Annotated in this window: 20 protein-coding genes and 1 pseudogene; 6 read left to right on the forward strand and 15 right to left on the reverse strand. The window is 54.7% G+C overall.

The window, feature by feature from the left end:
- Nucleotides 1–24: 24 nt before the first annotated feature.
- The 3 genes from lipA to IEW12_RS28315 form a co-directional block, all read right to left on the reverse strand.
- The gene (lipA, locus tag IEW12_RS28305; protein WP_188569517.1) at nt 25–1029 is read right to left on the reverse strand and encodes a lipoyl synthase; all 1005 of its coding nucleotides are present in this window, start codon (nt 1027–1029) and stop codon (nt 25–27) included.
- On the reverse strand, nt 1026–1730 hold the full coding sequence (gene lipB, locus IEW12_RS28310) for a lipoyl(octanoyl) transferase LipB (RefSeq protein WP_188569518.1): 705 nt from the start codon (nt 1728–1730) through the stop codon (nt 1026–1028). Before lipB ends, lipA begins: the two co-directional genes overlap by 4 nt.
- Nucleotides 1731–1830: 100 nt before the next feature.
- Nucleotides 1831–2145, reverse strand: coding sequence for a DUF2917 domain-containing protein (locus tag IEW12_RS28315; protein WP_188569519.1), 315 nt, complete (start codon nt 2143–2145; stop codon nt 1831–1833).
- Between the two features lie 198 nt (nt 2146–2343).
- On the opposite strand from IEW12_RS28315, the gene gcvA reads away from it, so the two are divergent.
- Nucleotides 2344–3240, forward strand: a complete 897-nt coding sequence (gene gcvA, locus IEW12_RS28320) for a transcriptional regulator GcvA (RefSeq protein ID WP_188569520.1) — start codon at nt 2344–2346, stop codon at nt 3238–3240.
- Nucleotides 3241–3300: 60 nt separating this feature from the next.
- On the opposite strand, the gene IEW12_RS28325 is transcribed toward gcvA, so the two are convergent.
- The 10 genes from IEW12_RS28325 to IEW12_RS28370 form a co-directional block, all read right to left on the reverse strand.
- Nucleotides 3301–3588 (reverse strand): DUF493 family protein, encoded by a 288-nt coding sequence (locus IEW12_RS28325; protein ID WP_188569521.1) that lies wholly within the window; start codon nt 3586–3588, stop codon nt 3301–3303.
- A gap of 19 nt (nt 3589–3607) precedes the next feature.
- A complete protein-coding gene (locus IEW12_RS28330) occupies nt 3608–4459 on the reverse strand; it encodes a D-amino acid aminotransferase (RefSeq protein ID WP_188569522.1) in 852 nt (283 codons plus the stop codon).
- A 158-nt stretch (nt 4460–4617) separates the two neighbouring features.
- The gene (locus tag IEW12_RS28335; RefSeq protein ID WP_188569523.1) at nt 4618–5766 is read right to left on the reverse strand and encodes a D-alanyl-D-alanine carboxypeptidase family protein; all 1149 of its coding nucleotides are present in this window, start codon (nt 5764–5766) and stop codon (nt 4618–4620) included.
- Nucleotides 5767–5838: 72 nt separating this feature from the next.
- Nucleotides 5839–6480, reverse strand: coding sequence for an alpha/beta hydrolase (locus tag IEW12_RS28340; RefSeq protein WP_188569524.1), 642 nt, complete (start codon nt 6478–6480; stop codon nt 5839–5841).
- 13 nt (nt 6481–6493) lie between these two features.
- Nucleotides 6494–6811 carry a (2Fe-2S) ferredoxin domain-containing protein gene (locus tag IEW12_RS28345; RefSeq protein WP_188569525.1) on the reverse strand — a complete coding sequence of 106 codons (318 nt, stop codon included), beginning with the start codon at nt 6809–6811 and terminating at the stop codon, nt 6494–6496.
- 202 nt (nt 6812–7013) lie between these two features.
- Nucleotides 7014–8192: a VanZ family protein gene (locus tag IEW12_RS28350; RefSeq protein ID WP_188569526.1), complete on the reverse strand. Its 1179-nt coding sequence runs from the start codon at nt 8190–8192 to the stop codon at nt 7014–7016.
- 145 nt (nt 8193–8337) lie between these two features.
- Nucleotides 8338–8955, reverse strand: a complete 618-nt coding sequence (locus tag IEW12_RS28355; protein WP_229751407.1) for an ABC-type transport auxiliary lipoprotein family protein — start codon at nt 8953–8955, stop codon at nt 8338–8340.
- Nucleotides 8956–8969: 14 nt separating this feature from the next.
- A complete protein-coding gene (locus tag IEW12_RS28360) occupies nt 8970–9908 on the reverse strand; it encodes an MlaD family protein (protein WP_188569527.1) in 939 nt (312 codons plus the stop codon).
- Nucleotides 9909–10769: an ABC transporter ATP-binding protein gene (locus tag IEW12_RS28365; protein ID WP_188569528.1), complete on the reverse strand. Its 861-nt coding sequence runs from the start codon at nt 10767–10769 to the stop codon at nt 9909–9911.
- Nucleotides 10769–11893 (reverse strand): MlaE family ABC transporter permease, encoded by a 1125-nt coding sequence (locus tag IEW12_RS28370; protein WP_188569529.1) that lies wholly within the window; start codon nt 11891–11893, stop codon nt 10769–10771. The genes IEW12_RS28365 and IEW12_RS28370 overlap by 1 nt, the downstream gene beginning before the upstream one ends.
- Nucleotides 11894–12054: 161 nt before the next feature.
- Between IEW12_RS28370 and IEW12_RS28375 the strand changes: the two genes are divergently transcribed.
- Complete coding sequence (locus IEW12_RS28375; RefSeq protein WP_188569530.1) at nt 12055–13089, forward strand: DUF3667 domain-containing protein; 1035 nt, start codon at nt 12055–12057, stop codon at nt 13087–13089.
- 32 nt (nt 13090–13121) lie between these two features.
- Here IEW12_RS28375 and IEW12_RS28380 read toward each other — a convergent pair whose 3' ends face one another.
- A complete protein-coding gene (locus tag IEW12_RS28380; RefSeq protein ID WP_188569531.1) occupies nt 13122–15035 on the reverse strand; it encodes a phosphoethanolamine transferase in 1914 nt (637 codons plus the stop codon).
- Nucleotides 15036–15246: 211 nt separating this feature from the next.
- Nucleotides 15247–15291, reverse strand: a pseudogene (locus tag IEW12_RS29200) ((2Fe-2S)-binding protein); the annotation flags it as partial.
- Between the two features lie 252 nt (nt 15292–15543).
- Between IEW12_RS29200 and rpsL the strand changes: the two are divergent.
- The 4 genes from rpsL to IEW12_RS28400 form a co-directional block, all read left to right on the forward strand.
- On the forward strand, nt 15544–15927 hold the full coding sequence (gene rpsL / locus IEW12_RS28385) for a 30S ribosomal protein S12 (protein ID WP_110258019.1): 384 nt from the start codon (nt 15544–15546) through the stop codon (nt 15925–15927).
- A 164-nt stretch (nt 15928–16091) separates the two neighbouring features.
- Nucleotides 16092–16562, forward strand: coding sequence for a 30S ribosomal protein S7 (rpsG, locus tag IEW12_RS28390; RefSeq protein WP_188569532.1), 471 nt, complete (start codon nt 16092–16094; stop codon nt 16560–16562).
- A 128-nt stretch (nt 16563–16690) separates the two neighbouring features.
- Nucleotides 16691–18796 (forward strand): elongation factor G, encoded by a 2106-nt coding sequence (fusA, locus tag IEW12_RS28395; RefSeq protein WP_188569533.1) that lies wholly within the window; start codon nt 16691–16693, stop codon nt 18794–18796.
- A gap of 72 nt (nt 18797–18868) precedes the next feature.
- A partial coding sequence (locus IEW12_RS28400) for a GTP-binding protein (protein WP_017454492.1) occupies nt 18869–18991 on the forward strand: 123 nt, incomplete at its 3' end.

Genomic DNA, 18991 nt, shown 5'->3' on the forward strand with positions numbered 1-18991 from the left:
GGGCTTTCATGCAATTGCTATCCATTACATCTTTTGATCAGCCTCATGCGCCTGTTGGTCGGCGTGGTAGCTGGAGCGTACCATCGCACCGACGGCTGCATGCGCAAAGCCCATCTTGTAGGCTTCTTCTTCATACATCTTGAAGGTGTCAGGGTGCACATAGCGGCGCACTGGCAGGTGATGGCCGCTAGGCGCCAGGTACTGGCCTATGGTCAGCATGTCCACATTGTGCGCGCGCATGTCGCGCATGACCTGCAGCACTTCTTCATCGGTTTCGCCCAGGCCTACCATGATGCCGGATTTGGTCGGCGTATCAGGATGCATGTCCTTGAAGCGTTTCAGCAGGTTCAGCGAATATTCATAATCGGAGCCGGGACGCGCTTCCTTGTACAGGCGTGGCGCGGTTTCCAGGTTATGGTTCATCACGTCCGGCGGTGCGGCGTTCAGGATTTCCAGGGCACGGTCCATACGGCCGCGGAAGTCCGGCGTCAGGATTTCTATGCGTGTGCTGGGAGACAACTCGCGCACGCGGCGTATGCATTCGGCAAAGTGGGCGGCGCCGCCGTCACGCAGATCGTCGCGGTCCACCGAGGTGATGACCACATAGCTGAGGCGCAACTGGGCGATGGTTTTTGCCAGGTTTTCCGGCTCATTCACGTCCAGCGGGTCGGGGCGGCCATGGCCTACGTCGCAGAAAGGGCAGCGGCGTGTGCATTTGTCGCCCATGATCATGAAGGTGGCCGTGCCTTTGCCGAAGCATTCGCCGATGTTCGGGCAGGATGCTTCTTCACATACCGTTACTAGGTTGTTGGCGCGCAGGATATCCTTGATCTCATAGAAGCGGGTGGTCGGCGAGGCTGCCTTCACGCGTATCCAGTCCGGCTTGGGCAGGCGTTCTATGGGGATGATCTTGATAGGAATACGCGCAGTCTTGCTGGCCCCTTTTTGCTTTTCATTGGGGTTGTAGGCTGGCGCTGCTGCAACTGTCGTTGCAGGTGCCGCTAGAAGCGGTGTCTGTTCGGTTGTCATGATGCTATTTCTGTGTCGTTCCGTCGAACGATGTCGGTAAATGAATTCTGCAATCGCTGAGCAAGTGCTGACTGTACTTCTGCAAGTTGAGCGGTAACGCCCAGGGTCTTCATATCCACGGTGACCAGGCCTTCATAGCCACAGGGATTAATCCAGGAAAAAGGCTGTAAATCCATCGCTACATTCAGCGACACGCCATGGTAGGTGCAGCCGTTACCGCGTATCTTCAAGCCCAGGGCCGCAATCTTGGCGCCTTCTAAAGCACCGTCAGCGACATAAATGCCGGGCGCGCCGGGTTTGCGCACGCCAGCCAGATTATACCCTGCCAGGGTGTCTATCACTGCCTGCTCGATTTTTTGCACGAATTCGCGCGCAAAGACGCGCGCGCCGGGGCGGTCGCGGCGCAAGTCCACCAGCAGGTAGATCACCACCTGGCCGGGGCCGTGATAAGTGACTTCGCCGCCGCGGTCGGTCTGGATTACAGGAATATCATGCGGCGCCAGCACATGCGAACGGTCGGCGCCCAGGCCCAGCGTGTACACGGGCGGATGCTCGACTATCCACAGTTCATCTGCGGTGGAGGCGTTGCGGGTATCGGTGAAGGCGCGCATCGCATCAAAGCTGGTTTGATACGCTTCTATGCCGCGCTGGCGTATGACGGGAATACTGGAGAGAACTGGAAGGGCGGTAGCTGCTTGCATAGGCTGTAGTGTAACCAAAATGCAGCTTGGCCGCTCGTCGACTGTTGAGACTGCCCTGCGTCCGAAGAAAGGGAGTTCAACAGCCTAGACGGGAGACATCTTAAACTGCTTGTGCTTTGCCGGCGCCGAGGTGTGGCGTGGCATGGCGTTTTGGCAAATGTGCCGGCGATATTGCTGCTTTGCCAGTTGCCATTTCGATCAGGCTGGCTTGCTTGTCTGCTTCGATCACGATCAGGCGGTCTGCTGGCAGTGTGAAAGATTCACCTGCATTCAACCAGTGGTCGGCTTCCAGGCCTTCTACTGTAAGCCATACGCGGCCGCTGGCGATATGGATAGCCTGTGGGCTTGCAACTTTACCGGAAACTGCTGCGCCGGCGGGGATGGTGTATGATTCTTTTGCGAATTTAACTAACATTTTACTACTCCTTCAGTATCTTGCTATGCAGCCATAAAATATGGGTGTATCGCTACTGGCAATAAGGCGTACTAAGGATGTTGCAGTGCGATAACATCATTGTAGTCGCTAACAATTTTGTTTCAAAACGAGTTATATTCCACTCTCTTGCTAATTTAATTCACATTAGATTCATTATGTTGTCATAAAGAACTGATAATGAGTGACTTCCGCCGCCTCCCCAATCTGGCCGCTTTGCGGGCATTTGAAGCTGCCGCCAGGCATCAAAATTTCTCCCGTGCATCCGAAGAAATCCACGTTACCCATGGTGCGATCAGCCATCAGGTGCGGGCCTTGGAAGAAGAGCTCGGCGTGCAATTGTTCACCCGGCATGGCAAGCGCATAGCTATTACCGCGGATGGCGAGCAGTTTGCCGAAGCGATACGTTCTGCATTGAAAGATATCGCCACGGCGGCAGATGTGCTGCAAAGCCGGAACAAGCAGACGCGGCTGTCGGTCACCGCCTTGCCTTCTTTTGCCGCCAGGTGGCTGTCGCCGCGGCTGGGGCGCTTTATTGAAAGCTATCCGGATCTGGAAGTCAGCCTGGAATCGAGTAATAACCTGATCGACTTCAGCCGGGAGTCGGTCGACATCGGCATTCGCTTCGGCAGCGGCCATTATCCTGGCCTGGATAGCGAGCACATGATGGACGATACCTATTACCCGGTGGCTAGTCCGCGCTTCAATGGCGGCAAATTGCCGCGCACGCCGCGTGAGCTGGTGCGGGCCAATCTGTTGCGCTGCGACCAGGAGCCGTGGGAACCCTGGTTCCGTGCTGCCGGCCTCAGCACGCCTGAGCCCACCAGCGGCCTGATCTTTCAGGATGCGTCGATGCTGGTGCGGGCCGCTGTGGAGGGGCATGGCATTGCGCTGGGGCGTAATAGTATTGTGCAAACGGATCTGAAGACCGGCGACCTGGTGCGGCTGCTGGATATCTCGGTGCCTTGCCCTAATTCCTATTACATCGTGTACCGGCCCAATAGCCTGCAAAAGCCACAGGTAAAGGCCTTCCGTAGCTGGCTGCTGGATGAGTTGGCGAAATCAGGATTGAAGTAGTACAGCAGGACGCCGTGCAAGAGAGCGGCGCGGGCAAGGAATGCCCGCGCCTGTAGCAAACTACAGTACGACTTTGACCATAGGGTGAGCAGACAGAGCGCGGTACAGGTTATCCAGCTGTTCACGGCTGGTGGCTCGCACGGTCACCGTCAGGGCCAGATAGGTACCCTTGGTAGAGGGACGCATGTCCATCTTGCCTGCGTGGAAAGTCGGGTCATGCTCTGCCACCAGCTCCACCATGGTCTGCGCAAAGGCATCCTGCATCACTCCCATGATCTTGATGGGGAAATCGCTGGGATACTCGATCAGGCTTTCTTGCACGTCGGCTGGGGTATTGGTTGTTGGCATTGCAATCTTCTCTAAAATGTCAGGATGCAGCCTTTGCTAGTTGATAGGCTGCATACAATTTCTGGTAAATGGGGCCGGGCTGGCCTTTTCCAATAGTCTGATCGTCTATGCGCACCACTGCAAGCACTTCTTTGGTGGCAGATGACAGCAATACTTCATCGGCGGCAAATACTTCTTCGCGGCTGATGCGGCGTGCGATCAAGGGAATATTGTTCGTCTTGCACAGTTCTTCGATCAGGCCGTAGCGTATGCCTTCCAGTATCAGGTTATCCTTCGGCGGTCCCATCAGCACGCCATCCTTGAATACCCATACATTGGACGAAGAAGCCTCGGTCAGGAAGTCGTCGCGGAATTGTATGGCCTCGGTGACTCCATGCTCGGCGGCATTTTGTGCTGCCAGTACATTGCCCAGCAAGGAAGTGGATTTGATCTCGCAACGCAGCCAGCGCTTGTCTTCCATCGATACGCAAACCGCACCGTTGGCGCGCACGGCGTCGGATGGCAGCGTGATCGGATTGGTCATGATGAATACCGTAGGTTGCACCGTATCCTTGGGGAAGGCATGCGCGCGCTTGGCGACGCCGCGGGTGACCTGGATGTACACCATCTGGTCGTTCGCTTCATGTGCATCCATCACCTTGGCGATCAGCTCCAGCCATTCTTCCTTGCTATGCGGATTGGTAATGCCTACCGATGCCAGGCTGCGGAACAGGCGCGCGAAATGCTGGTCGGCGCGGAACATCTTACGGCCGTACACCGGTATCACTTCATAGATGCCGTCGCCGAAAATGAAACCCCGGTCGAGTACTGGAATCTTTGCTTCGGAGATGGGCGTAAAGGCGCCGTTCAAATAAACCAGGGGATCGTTCATGGCTGTGTGAGTGAAGTGAAGGGATTTCAAATTCTACACAGAAAAGTCCTTTGCTTTATGCAAATAAAGAATGGCAAATGCATCGTGCGAAATGAAAAATGGCGCATGGTTCAATGCTGAACCATGCGCCATTAGCGTTTTGCTGACGAGTGTCGTACTTATTTAAACAGCAGACGTAGCGAGTCCCATGCACGGCCGAAAATGCTTGCCTGGTTCACTTGTTCCAATGCCAGTACCGGGAATTCCACGACGGCCTTGCCATCCAGCATCATCTTGACGGTGCCGACCTTGCTGTTTTCGGCGATAGGCGCGACCAGCGGGTCTTTGCGTTCCAGTGCCGGTTTCAGCTTGGACGCGCTGCCTTTAGGCAGGGTGACGTACAGGTCTTGCGTGAAGCCGATCTTGACCTGGCTCTGTGTGCCTTTCCAGACTTCCGGTGTAGCGATGGCCTGGCCTTTGGCATACAGCTTGACCGTGTCAAAGTTCAGGAAGCCCCAGTTCAGCAGTTTCAGGCTTTCCTGGGCGCGCACCTGGTCGCTGCTGGCGCCGGTCAGTACCGAGATCAGGCGGCGCTGGCCGCTGCCGTTGGCACGTATAGACGAGGTCACCAGGCAATAGCCTGCGGCTTCGGTATGGCCGGTTTTCATGCCATCCACGGTCGGGTCCAGCCACAGCAGGCGGTTGCGGTTAGGCTGGGTGATCTTGTTATAGGTAAAGCTCTTGGTGGAATAATAGGTCTTGTAGAGGGCTGGGAAGTCGCTGATCAGGCGTGCCGCCAGGGCCGACAGGTCTTGCGCTGTCGAATAGTTCTCCGGGCTGGGCAGGCCGTGCGGGTTGGCAAAATGTGTCGACTTCAAGCCCATGCGTTCCACTTCGCGGTTCATCTGCACGACAAAGGCGTCTTCGCTGCCGGCCACTGCTTCTGCCAGCGCTACTGCCGCATCGTTACCGGATTGCACGATCAGGCCGTACAGCAATTCATTGATGGTGACCGGCTTGTTCGGTTCGATAAACATCTTGGAGCTGCTGGAATCGACCTTCCACGCATGGGTGGAAACATTCACCGATTGCGCCAGGTCCAGCTTCTTGTCCCTGAGCGCCTCAAAGACGATATAGGCCGTCATGATCTTGGTCAGCGATGCCGGTTCTATGCGCAGATTGGGTTCTTGCGAGCCTATGATCTGGTTGCTGGTGGCATCCAGCAATACCCAGGATTTGGCGGCGATGCTGGGTGTCGGCAGGGTTTGCGCAGTAGCGACGGAAAAGCTGAGGAGGCCAGCGGCTAGTGTTGCGAGAAATTTTTTCATGTAGGAGCGATAAATAAAAAACTAAGTAAAAACTGAATAAAAATTGGTACCGGACAGGAAAGCGGCCGGGGCTTACTGCCCCATATGCCACATCCCCGCGATCAGATTCTTGATGTGCGGCAGGCGGCGATGGAAAAAGTGATCGGCGCCGGGGATGACAATCACCGGAATATCCTGCGGCCTGGCCCAGTCGAACACCTGTTGCAGCGGGATGGTGTCATCCAGCTCGCCATGGATCAGGATGGTATCGGCAGGCACTTGCGGCATAGGCCATTTGCCGGCGGCAGTGCCTACCAGCGCCAGGCGTTTGGCCGGCTTGCCTTGCGCGATCAGGCGCTGCTGCAATTGCGCCTGTACGAAGGTGCCGAAGGAAAAGCCGGACAGTGCCAGCGGCAGATCCGGATATTGCTGGCGCATATGGGCCAGCAGCAGTTCCATGTCGTCGGTCTCGCCGCCGCCGGTATCATGCACGCCTTCGGATTTGCCTACGCCGCGGAAGTTCATGCGTACCGTGGCATAGCCGAGAGCGATAAAGGTGCGGGCCAGGGTTTGCGCTACCTTGTTGTCCATCGTGCCGCCATACAGTGGGTGCGGATGGGCAACCAGTGCCAGGCCTATGGGCTGGGCAAATTGTTCTGGATCGGGCAGGTCAAGCGCGCATTCAAGCTGGCCGACTGCTCCTGCAATCATGAATTGCTGGGTATGGACGTTCATCGTTGCACCTGTCTCAGATCTTCAGACGCTCAACGACTTTGCCGCCGACCAGGTCGACCTCGATGATTTCATCGATATCCTGCGTGTCGACAAAGGTATACCAGGTGCCTTGCGGATACACCACCAGCACCGGGCCTTCTTCACACCTGTCCAGGCAGCCAGCCTTATTGATGCGTATCTTGCCGTGGCCGTTCAGGCCCAGTTGCTTGATTTTCTTTTTTGCATGTTCCTGGGCAGCCTGCGCGCCGCGGTCAGCGCAGCAAGGGCGGCCGTCTTCACGGTGGTTCAGGCAAAAAAAGACGTGTTTTTCGTAATATGGAGTGTCAGACATAGAGGCTCGTATTTGTGGGGAAGCTTATGCAGCTTGTGCATAGTTCCGTTCGGCGGCATAGCATGATTTGTTTCTTGAATGCATTTTTAGTAATGCAACTGCTCATATGATACATCGTAGCGTCACGGTGGGCACAGCCGATTTACGTATGGCTATGTTACAGGCTGTAACTCCCAGCCCCGCAACGTCAGTTAATGAGTAGTTAATTTACCCTGAAGAAATGCCGCTTGGCCGGGTTGCGCAATAAAGCCCATAGTGCAAAAAACGGCCATAGCAGCGATAGGAACTGCGCCGCGCCATTAAAGTTCAAAAATTTTCCCTGCACCCAGGTTTGCAGCGTAACAATAAAATACGGATTAGCCGGCACCAGATTCACAAACAGCAGGCTGATAGCCAGCATCAGTACCGACAAGCGCCTTTGCACATTAATAGGTGCAAATGAAAAGCCGTACAGCATGATCCCGCCTATCAACAGGCCACCCTGGGCGCCCGGTGTCAGCCAGGAAAATGCATATTCCGGCTTGAACAACAGCGCATTTGCCATGGCCTTGACGCTCAGGGCCGCCAGGATCAGCAGGGCGGTGACGCGCGCCTTGGGTGCATTTTTGTTTAGGATTGACAAGCACAGCAGGATGGCGCCGGCAAAGCCGCAGGCGGTGATGATGGTTTCCGACAGCCAGTATTCTTCAGTGCTGAGTTCTATGCCATTACGCAGGATAGCGCCGAGGTCCACCGGCGTATCGAACAGGTCGCTCAGCCAGTCGGAAAAGATGGGCAGCAACTGGCCATGGCCGTAGAGATAAGCTTGCGGATAGATTTGCGCCAGCGGCCACAGGCCCAGTATCACCATCTCGCGGCTGGCTTCCTTGGACAGCCAGTGCTTGCGCAACAGCCGCAAGCGTCCTTTTTCCAGGATCAGCGGCGTCAGCAAGACACCCAGCACCGCGCCTATCAGTGCGCCGGCAGAGTTTGTCAGAAAATCCAGCGGCGAAGTAACCCGGCTGGGCAGGAGGTACTGCACCGTTTCCATGGTGCCGGAGATCAGTACCCCTGTCAGAGTGGACAAGATGATGGCCCACCAGCGCCGCAGCCAAGGATACAGCACAAATACTAGCAATATTCCCAATGGCATGTAGCCGACGATATTGGTCAGTACATCAAACCAGGTCCAGTAGCGCGGCCATTGGCGGATGACATCGGTCAGCGCCGCCAGGTTGTCATTCTGCCATCCGGAAAAAGGGTACCAGCTCGCATACACGATCAGGAACAGGTAGGCCACCAGGCTGGCCCGCGCAAACGGCGATGAGCGCAGCGGCAGCGCTTGCACAAGAGGCGTAGGCGGCGCCGGTGAGCCGGCTGAGTCTGGTTCGGTATTCGTCATTGTTACTTTTTACAGCAAGGCTGGAGCGGGGCTGCGGATTTTAAGAAGCTGTTTCGAAATTAGGCTGGCTAGGCGCGACGACGAAGACAGTACGAGTAGTACGGCGAGGAGGAGCAACAACGCCAGCGTAATTTCACAACAGTTTCTAATTCAATGGCAAGCCTTGCAGCCACAGCGTCATGCTCTGGATTAGTGCATCGCTGGCGGCTGCCATGGCTCTGGCACCACTTGGTGCATCGGCGCCGGCATCAAGCTGCTGCACGAAACTCTGTTGTGCGACCAGATTGCGGCCCTTGAAGACGGAGGCACGCACGCTGATACGGGCAACGCTGCTGTTTGCGGATGAAAACTGCTGCGAGAAGTCATCCAGGTCTATTTTCAGCACCGGCAAACTGGCGGCGCCATCCATCGCGGATACGATCACACCGCCGGCGGCGGCAAAGCGCATCTTGAAGCGCTGGGCCAGCAACTGAGCGGGCGTCATGCTCCAGCGATGCTGTGCATATGAACGGGTTTGCTGGCTGTTTTCATATTGCAGCCGGTACAGCATATAGTTGCTGTCCAGCGAGGGCGAGATACTGATGTCGGCCAGGCTGATCGCGGGCAGCCGGCTTCCCGCTGTAGGTATTGCCGTGGTGTCGCCGCTGCCTGCTTGCCCAAGGTCAAACATCTGCACCGGCGGGGCGGCCGGAGTGGAGCAGGCAAGCAGGAACATGCACAGGGCGCTGATGAGCGCCAGCTTGAAAATAGGAGCAGGTTTCATATTGAATTGTTCTCTCATTGCTTGGGCGCTGCAAAGCCGGGTTCACCAGGGCCGGGTACGACGGGGGGGCTGCCGAAAAGCAGGCTTTGCGGCCTGTCGTTGATCTTGTCTACTGCCCGATTGATGTTTCTGAATGTGGTGCGCGCATCTGTCGTAAATGCGGTCACCTTGGGCAGGGTATCGTAGCTGAGGCCATTGCTGATCTGGTCCACCGATTGCGTCAGCTTCACGATGGGACCATCCGGTCCCTGTATCGTCGTCACCAGCCCGTTCAGGTTGTTGCTGAGGGTGCTGGCATTGTCGCTCAATACCTTGAATGAGTTCAGGGTGTGCTGCGCCTGGTCGGCCACTGCCGGTAATTTAGCTAGCGTGGGTTCCAGTTTTTCCGGCAATTGCTGCCACTTGATCGCTGCCTGGTTGATATTGTCGATGGCGGAAGCGATGGTTTTTTGTTTTTCCGGATCCAGCATTGTGTTTAGGCGCCGGGTCAGTTCTTCGACCTGCACCATGATTGCCGTGCCGCGTTGCTCCAAATTTTGCATCAAACCGGGTTTCAGCGGAATGCGCGGCAATTCCTGGCCTTTGGCCGCGACTGCTACCGGATAACTGCCATCGTCATCCAGCTGCACAAAGGCGATGCCGGTAACGCCCTGATAGGACAGCGTGGCGAAAGTGGACTGGGTAATCGGGGTGTCCGGCGCTACCTCTATCCGTATCACGATCAGGCCAGGCGTATCGTTGGAGAACTTAAGATTAGTGACGTTACCGACCTTGATGCCCTTGTAGCGTACTGCGGCCTGCAGGTTGAGGCCGGCGACCGACATCTTGGTGGCGATTTCATACGGAACGCGCTGTATCTTGTCCCGGCCGAACCAGACCGCGATCAGGATGGTGGCAACCACCAGCCCTATCGTGAAAAAACCGGCTATCAGCGCATGTGATCTGTTTTCCATTTAATTTTCCTTTTCTTCTTGCGGATGGACTGGCGCGGACTTTGACTCAGAGTCTGGCGCTGGTGCGTGGTCTTGCTCCGGCGCCGGCTGCTGCAGGACTTCCATTGCCCGGACGCCGCGTCCTCCCAGGAAAAATCTGTCGATGAAGGGATGCTGTACTTTTATTACCTCTTGTGGCGTGCCTACAGCCAGTACCTTCTTGTCCGCCAGTACCGCAATCCGGTTGGACAGCGCAAACAGGCTGTCCAGATCGTGCGTGACCATGATCACGGTCAGGCGCAGTTGCTTGTGCAGCGCCAATATCAGCTTGACGAAGCTGTCCGAGCGGTCGGGGTCCAGACCAGCGGTCGGTTCGTCCAGGAACAGCAGTTCAGGGTCCAGCGCCAGTGCGCGGGCCAGTGCAATCCGCTTGATCATGCCGCCGGACAGGTCCGACGGCATTTTCTTCGCATGTTCAAATCCTATGTCTGCCATTTGCAACTTCAGGTAGACCATGTCATGGATCAAGTCTTCAGGCAAAGTGCGCAGCTCGCGCATAGGCTGCGCCACGTTGTCAAATACCGATAGCGCGGAATACAGCGCGCCATGCTGGAACAGCATGCCCGAGCGCCTGCGCAGGTATTGCATATGCTTGGCCTGCTTCGAGTGTATGTCCTCGCCCAGTATTTTGATCGTGCCTTTTGTCGGTATTTCCAGGCCCAGCATTTGCCGCAATAATACCGTCTTGCCCGAGCCGGAACCGCCGACGATGGACAGGATCTCGCCTTGCTGCACCTGCAGGTTCAGGTTGTCATGCACCACCGCGCGGCCAAACTGGGTGCGCAAATTCTGGATGTCGATGATGGTGGCGCGGTCTGTCATCAGTAGCCTATATTGCTGAACATGATCGCGAACACCGCATCGGCCAGTATCACCACAGTAATGGAAATGACCACAGAGCTGGTCGTGCCCTGGCCCAGGCTCTCCGTATTTGGTTGTATTCGCAGCCCAAACTGGCAGGCCACCAATGCGATTAGGACGCCGAAGGCCACGCCTTTGCCCAGGCCCAGCCAGTAGTTAGCCAGGGGCACTGCCTCAGGCAGCTTGTTCCAGAAAAACTGCGGCGACATGCCCAGCTTGGCCTGTGCGGCAAACATGCCGCCCAGCAGCGCCATCGCATCGGTCCAGATCACCAGCAGCGGCATGGAAATTGCCAATGCCACAACCTTGGGCATGATCAGCCGATAGCCTTGCGGTATGCCCATCACCGTCATCGCATCCAGTTCTTCTGTCACGCGCATCACGCCCAGTTGCGCGGTAATCGCCGATCCGGAGCGGCCGGCCACCAGGATCGCGGCCAGCATGGGCCCCAGTTCCCTGATAATGCCCATGCCCAGGATATTGACCAGGTATACGTCGCCGCCGAAAGTGCGTAGCTGGTTGGACGACAGATACGAGAGCACCACGCCGATCAGCGCGCCGACCAGTGCTGTAATGCCCAGCGCCTGGAAGCCGGTGCGGTAGATATTGGCGGAAATTTCCTTCCACGGGCCGCGCAGCGGATGCCGCGCAAACCTCAACAAGTCCAGCATCAGTTGCCCGAGCAGGCCGATAAAGTCATATAGATGCTCGAAGAAACTCAGCATCACCCTACCCAGCCGCATTACGCGGGTCAGGCGCGGCTTGGGTTCTCGCGGGATGGACAAGGCGCTGACCTTTTCCAATCCTTTGAACAGATCTTCATGCTCAGGTTTTAGCACCAGATGGGATGGTCGTTTCTTGTCCCACGCACGCCACAGCATCTGCGCGCCTATCGTATCCAGCGCACTGATCTGCGACAGGTCCCAGTGCAGGTCATGGCGGGACGCGGACTGCTTCAGGCCGGCACTCAGCTTGGGCATCACGTCCTCTTCCGACATCGTGCAGACCAGCCAGGCACCGGCGAGTACGGCCGATGCCTGGTCCTGGTCGTTCAAGGTAATGGATGGGGGGCGGTAACGGGGCATGTCGCCAGTGTAAGGGAGAAAGTGTTGCCGATGCAATTCTTGCAAATCCCGGCGGCATGCAGGTTTTGTCTGATATTCGCCCCTTTTTCGTTGGCTTGACTAAAAAACACTTGTATTATCGCAATCTACTCCCTTTTCGGCCCCTTTCCTTGCGAGACCGCATGACTTCCACTGCTACGCCTCAAATCGATCATCGCGAACACCCTGAGCAATGCGCTGACTCGACTGAAATAGTTCATCGCGAACATCACGGGAATTGTGCCAATTGCGAACATCCTGCTCCGGAAAATTTTTGTCCCGCCTGCGGACAAAAGACGCATATAGAAACCCCGACCTTATTTGAGTTCATCCATGAGTACCTGCATCACTATGTGGCGCTGGAGGGAACGCTGACGCGGACGCTATGGACGCTGATCACCGGCCCTGGGCGCTTGACGACGGAGTACATCGCCGGCAGACGGCAGCGCTACATCAAGCCTTTGCAGCTGTATCTGACGATCAGCTTCATCTTTTTCGTGCTGCTGGGCCTGTTTGGTTCGATAGTGCATGTCATCCCCAATACCGGCGGAGATGAGCAGACGCAGGCACAGGTTATCATCAAAAATCTGCACCCTGGACCGAGAGCAGCGTCTGGCGCCGACGAGGATAGCGCGCAGGATAAGGCAGAGGCTGCACTGGAACTGGCGCTGGATAAAAAAGAGCAGGCCAGGGATGCAGCTAAAGACAAGGCAAAGCCCGGCGGACAAATGCTGAGCAGCGACGTTCCCTGGATAAATAACTTCGGCGCAAGACTGGAACGGCTGAAGGATGAATATATGGCCCACCCGGACGATACTATGGCGCATTTGCAAAAGGAAGGCATGCGCAAGCTGCCTTATGTGGTCTTTATGCTGATGCCTATCTTCGCCTTTCTGTTAAGGATTACCTATTTCCGCCGTCGCTTTGTCTATGGTGTGCATCTGGTGTTTGTCTTGCATGTGCACGCATTTGCGTATCTGCTGTTTTTGCTGAGTCTGCTGCCCTTTGCGCCTGCCGGGCCGCTGGCAACTGTTTTTGTCGTCTACTTTGTGGCAGCCTTACGTAAAGTATATGGCGGACGCTGGATACCGCAAATCTTGCGCGCGCTGGCATTGTTTATCGTGTACGGCTTATTTGTTGCGTTTGGCCTGCTAGGGCTCGTTATCAGCCTGATATAGAGCGCAGGGTGCCGCGAACCTGCGCGGCGTAATTATTTCTCCTGCACCAGCGGTTTTTTCTTGTCTATCACCTCGCGGCAATCGCCTTTGAATGTGGCGTTGTCGTAATTGCTCCAGCCATAACTGTCCACATAACGGGTATGTGGCTTGAACTGGTCGCTGACGAAACTCCATTGCAGCTTTTCGTCTGGATAGTGGATGTCGGCCAGGTCCAGCAGTGAGTGGAAGATATTTTCGGTGGATAGGCGGGATTTCCTGTGCGCATAGAGCTGCGCTACCTTGCCGGGATAATTGTCCTTATAGATGTCGGAATACCAGACAAAGGCCGGGATATGGAATTCATGCTGCGTGTTATGTCCATGAAAGGCCAGGTTGCAACTGCCGTCATACAGGGTTTGCCCATGATCTGACACATACATCATCGCGGTCAATTGCGGTGCAGCCTTCAGGCTGTTGATCACCTCGGACAGCATCCAGTCTACATAGAGCACCGAGTTGTCATAGCTGTTATTCAGCGCCTGCTTGTTCTTCAGGTCGGTAAACTCCGGATTTTCGACGCCAAACAGTGAGGGTTGCCACTTGTCGTAGCTCTTGGGGTAGCGGTGGCTATAGTTCCAGTGATTGCCCAGTGTATGCAGCACGATCAGTTTCTTCGGCGCTGGGTCGCGCATCGCATTGTTCATCGGCTCCAGCAAAATCTGATCATGATTGGAGCTGTTGGTAAACCCGCCCAGGTTCAGGAACTGCGTCACATCGGCTTCCTTGGCGAAGACCGAGATCGGCGTATCGAACTGGCCGAAGCTCATCTGGTTGGATAGCCAGAAGGTCTTGAAGCCGGCTTCCTTGAAGGCAGTCAGGAAGGATTTTTCCGAGAAGCCCGCTTTCAGGCTCATCGTCGCGGGCTTCCTGGAAACGATCACTGGTACCGACAGCCGGGTGGCTGAGACGGCGGTGACCATGTCGGAAAAACTGACCAGATTGCTCTCCTTGCTCAGCAGGGGATTGGTGTCGCGCGCATAGCCGTTCAGGCTCCAGCGGTCATAGCGGGAAGATTCTCCTATGACGACGACTATCGTTTGTGGGGGCGCGGCAGCACCGGCGTCATGTGCCTGGAAATTGAAGCTGCTGCTTTTGCCGGCCAGATCGGACAGGTAGGCGCGTTCTTTCCAGAAATCCACGCCGCGTATGACCAGGCCAAACGGCCAGGTCCTGGCGAAAGTGTCGTCATCGTAAGGTATGTTGGCCCAATGAGGCAGCTTGGGCAGATACGGAGCTAGCTTGGCCAGCGCGCGGTCATAGGCGGTGGATGCAGGGGCAGGTTTGCTTGCCGCCACCTTGTGCGATGCGCTGGCGCTGCCGGCCGATTCTTCACTGGCATCGTCTTCGTCTTCCTCATCGCTGGCGGAGGTGCTGGCCTTTGACACGGAGGCAGTCTTGGCCGGTGCGCTGGCGACGCCGATTTCTCGTCCGTAAAACCAGACTGCGGCGCCGATAAGATAAGCGCCTATGCACAGCCAGCGCGAATAATGCTTCCAGTTCAATACCCGGCTGCGTCTGGCGATAAATAGAATGCTCCACCACCAGGCCACTACGGCGACAGAAACCAGCAGTAGCAGCCATGCCTTATTACCGAGGAATTCCAGCGCCTCCTTGGGGCTGGTTTCCGCAATGATGCCTAAATGATGCGTGGAGATGCCCTGGCCGAAATACAGGCGTAGGTAGATCTCTGTCGGCACCGCGAAGAAGGCGGGCAGCAGCAGCCAGTGAAACCAGCCGGGCCGCTTGCAGACTGCCCATAACAATGTCCAGGTAACGGCTTCCATCGCCAACAGGTGATAGGGTTGTGCGACTTCCTGTCCCAATGCCAGTGGCAGGAAGGGGAGTGCGGAAATCAGCAGGTAGCTGATGACTATATAGAGAGTGCCCGGACGCAGCAGTGATGGCATTGGCTGTTTCAAGAAAAGTAAGCGGCTGCCAGGACAATGTTGCCTTAGCGCGAAGGGCAACAATATAAATGATTTACCCGTATATATATAGTCAGGTCAAACCGCGGTCGCCCGAATTGTGTCTTTGTATTAACTTTTTTGAGTTGAGGCCTGCTATTGCCTGAACCGCAAAAATATCGGACAAATGGGCTTGCAATCATGGGGATTTTTTCTATTCTGAAAGGCCCGGCAGCCTATTCCACAGGCAGCAAGAAGCTTGCTGCGGCTAGTAATAAGCATTGACAATCCAGCTTCCCAGGCGTTAAACTTGCGAGTTCTCGATTTTGGGATGGCTATGGCATTGCGTTTTTGGATGCAAAAATGCGTCGAAAAACGCCGATTTCATAGCTGAAAATTTGCAGCCGCGCGCAGGATTTATCAGTGCGCGCTAGCGAGAATTACCGATTAGTCCCCGGGCAACCGTTTCCGGGTTTGTGTTTTAACGTTGTATTTTGTTGGATTTATAGCGATGCCAACCATCAATCAACTGATTCGCCAGCCACGTGTTTCTGCACGTGTCAAGAGCAAATCGCCGGCGCTGGAAAACAGCCCGCAAAAACGCGGCGTATGTACCCGTGTTTATACTACAACCCCAAAAAAGCCTAACTCGGCTTTGCGTAAGGTTGCCAAAGTACGTCTGACCAATGGTTTCGAAGTAATTTCGTACATCGGTGGTGAAGGCCATAACTTGCAAGAACATAGCGTAGTGTTGCTGCGCGGTGGTCGTGTAAAGGATTTGCCAGGTGTTCGTTACCATATGGTTCGCGGTGCTTTGGATACACAGGGCGTTAAAGACCGTAAGCAAGCTCGTTCCAAATACGGTGCGAAGCGTGCTAAGGCTGTTAAGAAGTAATTAATAGTCTTAAAGCAGTCCAAGAAGTCATCTTAAGTAATCTCCGGTAAAACGGAACAGTGTCGGTCCCGAATGGGCCGAGTAAGTGGCTGGCTATGATGGCCTGCCGCGAGTGCGGGTAAATTTGTTGCCGCGTGCTCAACTGAAGATTGAAAGGAATCGAAATGCCACGTCGTCGTGAGGTCCCGAAACGGGATATTCTGCCGGATCCAAAGTTCGGCAATGTAGAAGTTGCAAAATTCGTCAACGTATTGATGTTGTCCGGCAAGAAGTCTGTTGCTGAAGGCATTATCTACGGTGCGTTTGACCACATCCAGCAAAAATCTGGCAAAGATCCTCTGGAAGTTTTCGCTGCTGCAATCAGCAACGCAAAACCTCTGGTTGAAGTTAAGTCCCGCCGTGTTGGTGGTGCTAACTACCAGGTGCCTGTTGAAGTTCGTCCAGTTCGTCGTTTGGCTTTGTCCATGCGTTGGTTGCGCGAAGCCGCTAACAAGCGTAGCGAAAAATCCATGCCACAACGTTTGGGTGGCGAGTTGATGGAAGCCGCTGAAGGTCGCGGCGGCGCGATGAAGAAACGTGATGAAGTGCATCGTATGGCTGAAGCCAACAAGGCCTTCTCCCACTTCCGCTTCTAAGAGTAAGAGTGAGAAATCATTGTGTGCACTCTATGCAATGGTTTCAGCAAGTATTTTGAATCAGGCCGGGCGCGATTTTTACAGAAAATTGCGCTCGGTTTTGTCCATTAAAAGATTTAGGATTAGCTATGGCCCGTAAGACCCCCATTGAGCGCTACCGCAATATCGGTATTTCAGCTCATATTGATGCTGGTAAAACAACTACAACTGAGCGTGTATTGTTCTACACCGGTGTAAACCACAAAATCGGTGAAGTGCATGATGGCGCGGCTACCATGGACTGGATGGAGCAAGAGCAGGAACGTGGTATTACCATTACTTCCGCTGCAACGACATGCTTCTGGAAGGGCATGGCGAACAATTTCCCTGAGCATCACATCAACATCATTGATACCCCAGGCCACGTTGACTTCACGATTGAAGTTGAACGTTCCATGCGCGTATTGGATGGCGCATGCATGGTTTACTGCGCGGTAGGTGGTGTGCAGCCTCAGTCTGAAACTGTATGGCGTCAGGCTAACAAGTACAAAGTCCCACGTTTGGCTTTCGTCAACAAGATGGACCGTACTGGCGCGAACTTCTTCAAAGTGTACGAGCAAATGCGCGCACGCTTGAAAGCCAACCCAATTTTGATGCAAATCCCTATCGGCGCGGAAGAGAACTTCCTGGGCGTGGTCGATCTGGTCAAAATGAAGGCAATCTACTGGGATGACGCATCCCAGGGTATGAAATTTGACTACCGTGACATTCCTGCAGAACTGGCTGACCAGGCTGCTGAATGGCGCGAAAAAATGGTTGAAGCAGCTGCTGAAGCCAACGAAGAACTGATGAACAAATACCTGGAAGAAGGCGATTTGTCTGAAGTTGAGATCAAGACAGCAATCCGTGCTCGCACGATCGCTGCTGAAATCGTGCCTATGCTGTGCGGTACTGCGTTCAAGAACAAGGGCGTACAGGCGATGTTGGACGCGGTTATCGAATACCTGCCGTCACCAGTGGATATTCCACCAGTGTCCGGCCTGGATGAAGATGACGAGCCAACAACACGTAAAGCAGAAGACACAGAGAAATTCTCTGCGCTGGCATTCAAGATCATGACTGATCCGTTCGTCGGTCAGCTGATTTTCTTCCGCGTTTATTCCGGCATGGTCAAGTCGGGCGACACAGTGTACAACCCGAACAAGAACAAGAAGGAACGTCTGGGCCGTATTCTGCAGATGCATGCAAACCAACGTGAAGAGATCAAAGAAGTGCACGCCGGCGACATCGCTGCTGCAGTTGGTCTGAAAGAAGCGACAACAGGCGAAACCCTGTGCGATCCAGCTTCCATCATCACTCTGGAACGCATGGTTTTCCCAGAGCCAGTTATTTCTCAGGCTGTTGAGCCTAAGACTAAAGCTGACCAGGAAAAAATGGGTCTGGCACTGAATCGTCTGGCACAGGAAGATCCTTCTTTCCGCGTTAAGACAGATGAAGAATCCGGTCAGACTATCATCGGCGGTATGGGCGAGTTGCATCTGGAAATTATCGTTGACCGTATGAAGCGCGAATTCGGCGTTGAAGCGACAGTCGGTAAGCCACAGGTTGCATACCGCGAAACTATTCGCAAAACTTGCGAAGAGATCGAAGGTAAATTCGTTAAGCAATCCGGTGGTCGCGGTCAGTATGGTCACGTTGTTCTGAAGATCGAACCGCAAGAACCAGGCAAGGGCTTTGAATTCGTTGACGCGATCAAGGGCGGTACTGTTCCACGTGAATATATCCCTGCGGTAGAAAAAGGCGTTATCGAAACTCTGCAATCCGGCGTATTGGCTGGCTACCCAGTTGTTGACGTTAAAGTAACTCTGTTCTTCGGTTCTTACCATGACGTCGACTCCAACGAAAACGCATTCCGTATGGCGGGTTCGATGGCGTTTAAAGATGGTTGCCGTAAAGCTAGCCCAGTTATCCTGGAACCAATGATGGCGGTTGAAGTTGAAACGCCTGAAGACTACGCTGGTACTGTGATGGGCGATCTGTCATCACGCCGTGGTATGGTTCAAGGTATGGATGAGATCCCTGGCGGTGGCGGTAAGATCATCAAAGCAGAAGTGCCTTTGTCCGAAATGTTTGGTTACTCGACTTCCCTGCGTTCCGCAACGCAAGGTCGTGCAACTTACACGATGGAATTCAAGCACTACTCCGAAGCGCCGAAAAATGTTATCGACGCTATCGTAACTGCAAAAGCTAAGTAAGAATCAAGGGCTCACCCCATGTCGGGGTGAGCTTTCTATGTTGATAATCGTTCTTTTTGAAGGAAGAATAAAATGGCAAAAGGTAAGTTCGAACGCACCAAGCCGCACGTGAACGTGGGCACAATTGGTCACGTAGATCATGGTAAAACCACATTGACAGCAGCGATCGCGACAGTATTGTCCAAGAAGTTTGGC

The sequence above is a fragment of the Parundibacterium terreum genome, assembly GCF_014636315.1.
In the GTDB taxonomy this organism is placed as follows: domain Bacteria; phylum Pseudomonadota; class Gammaproteobacteria; order Burkholderiales; family Burkholderiaceae_D; genus Undibacterium; species Undibacterium terreum.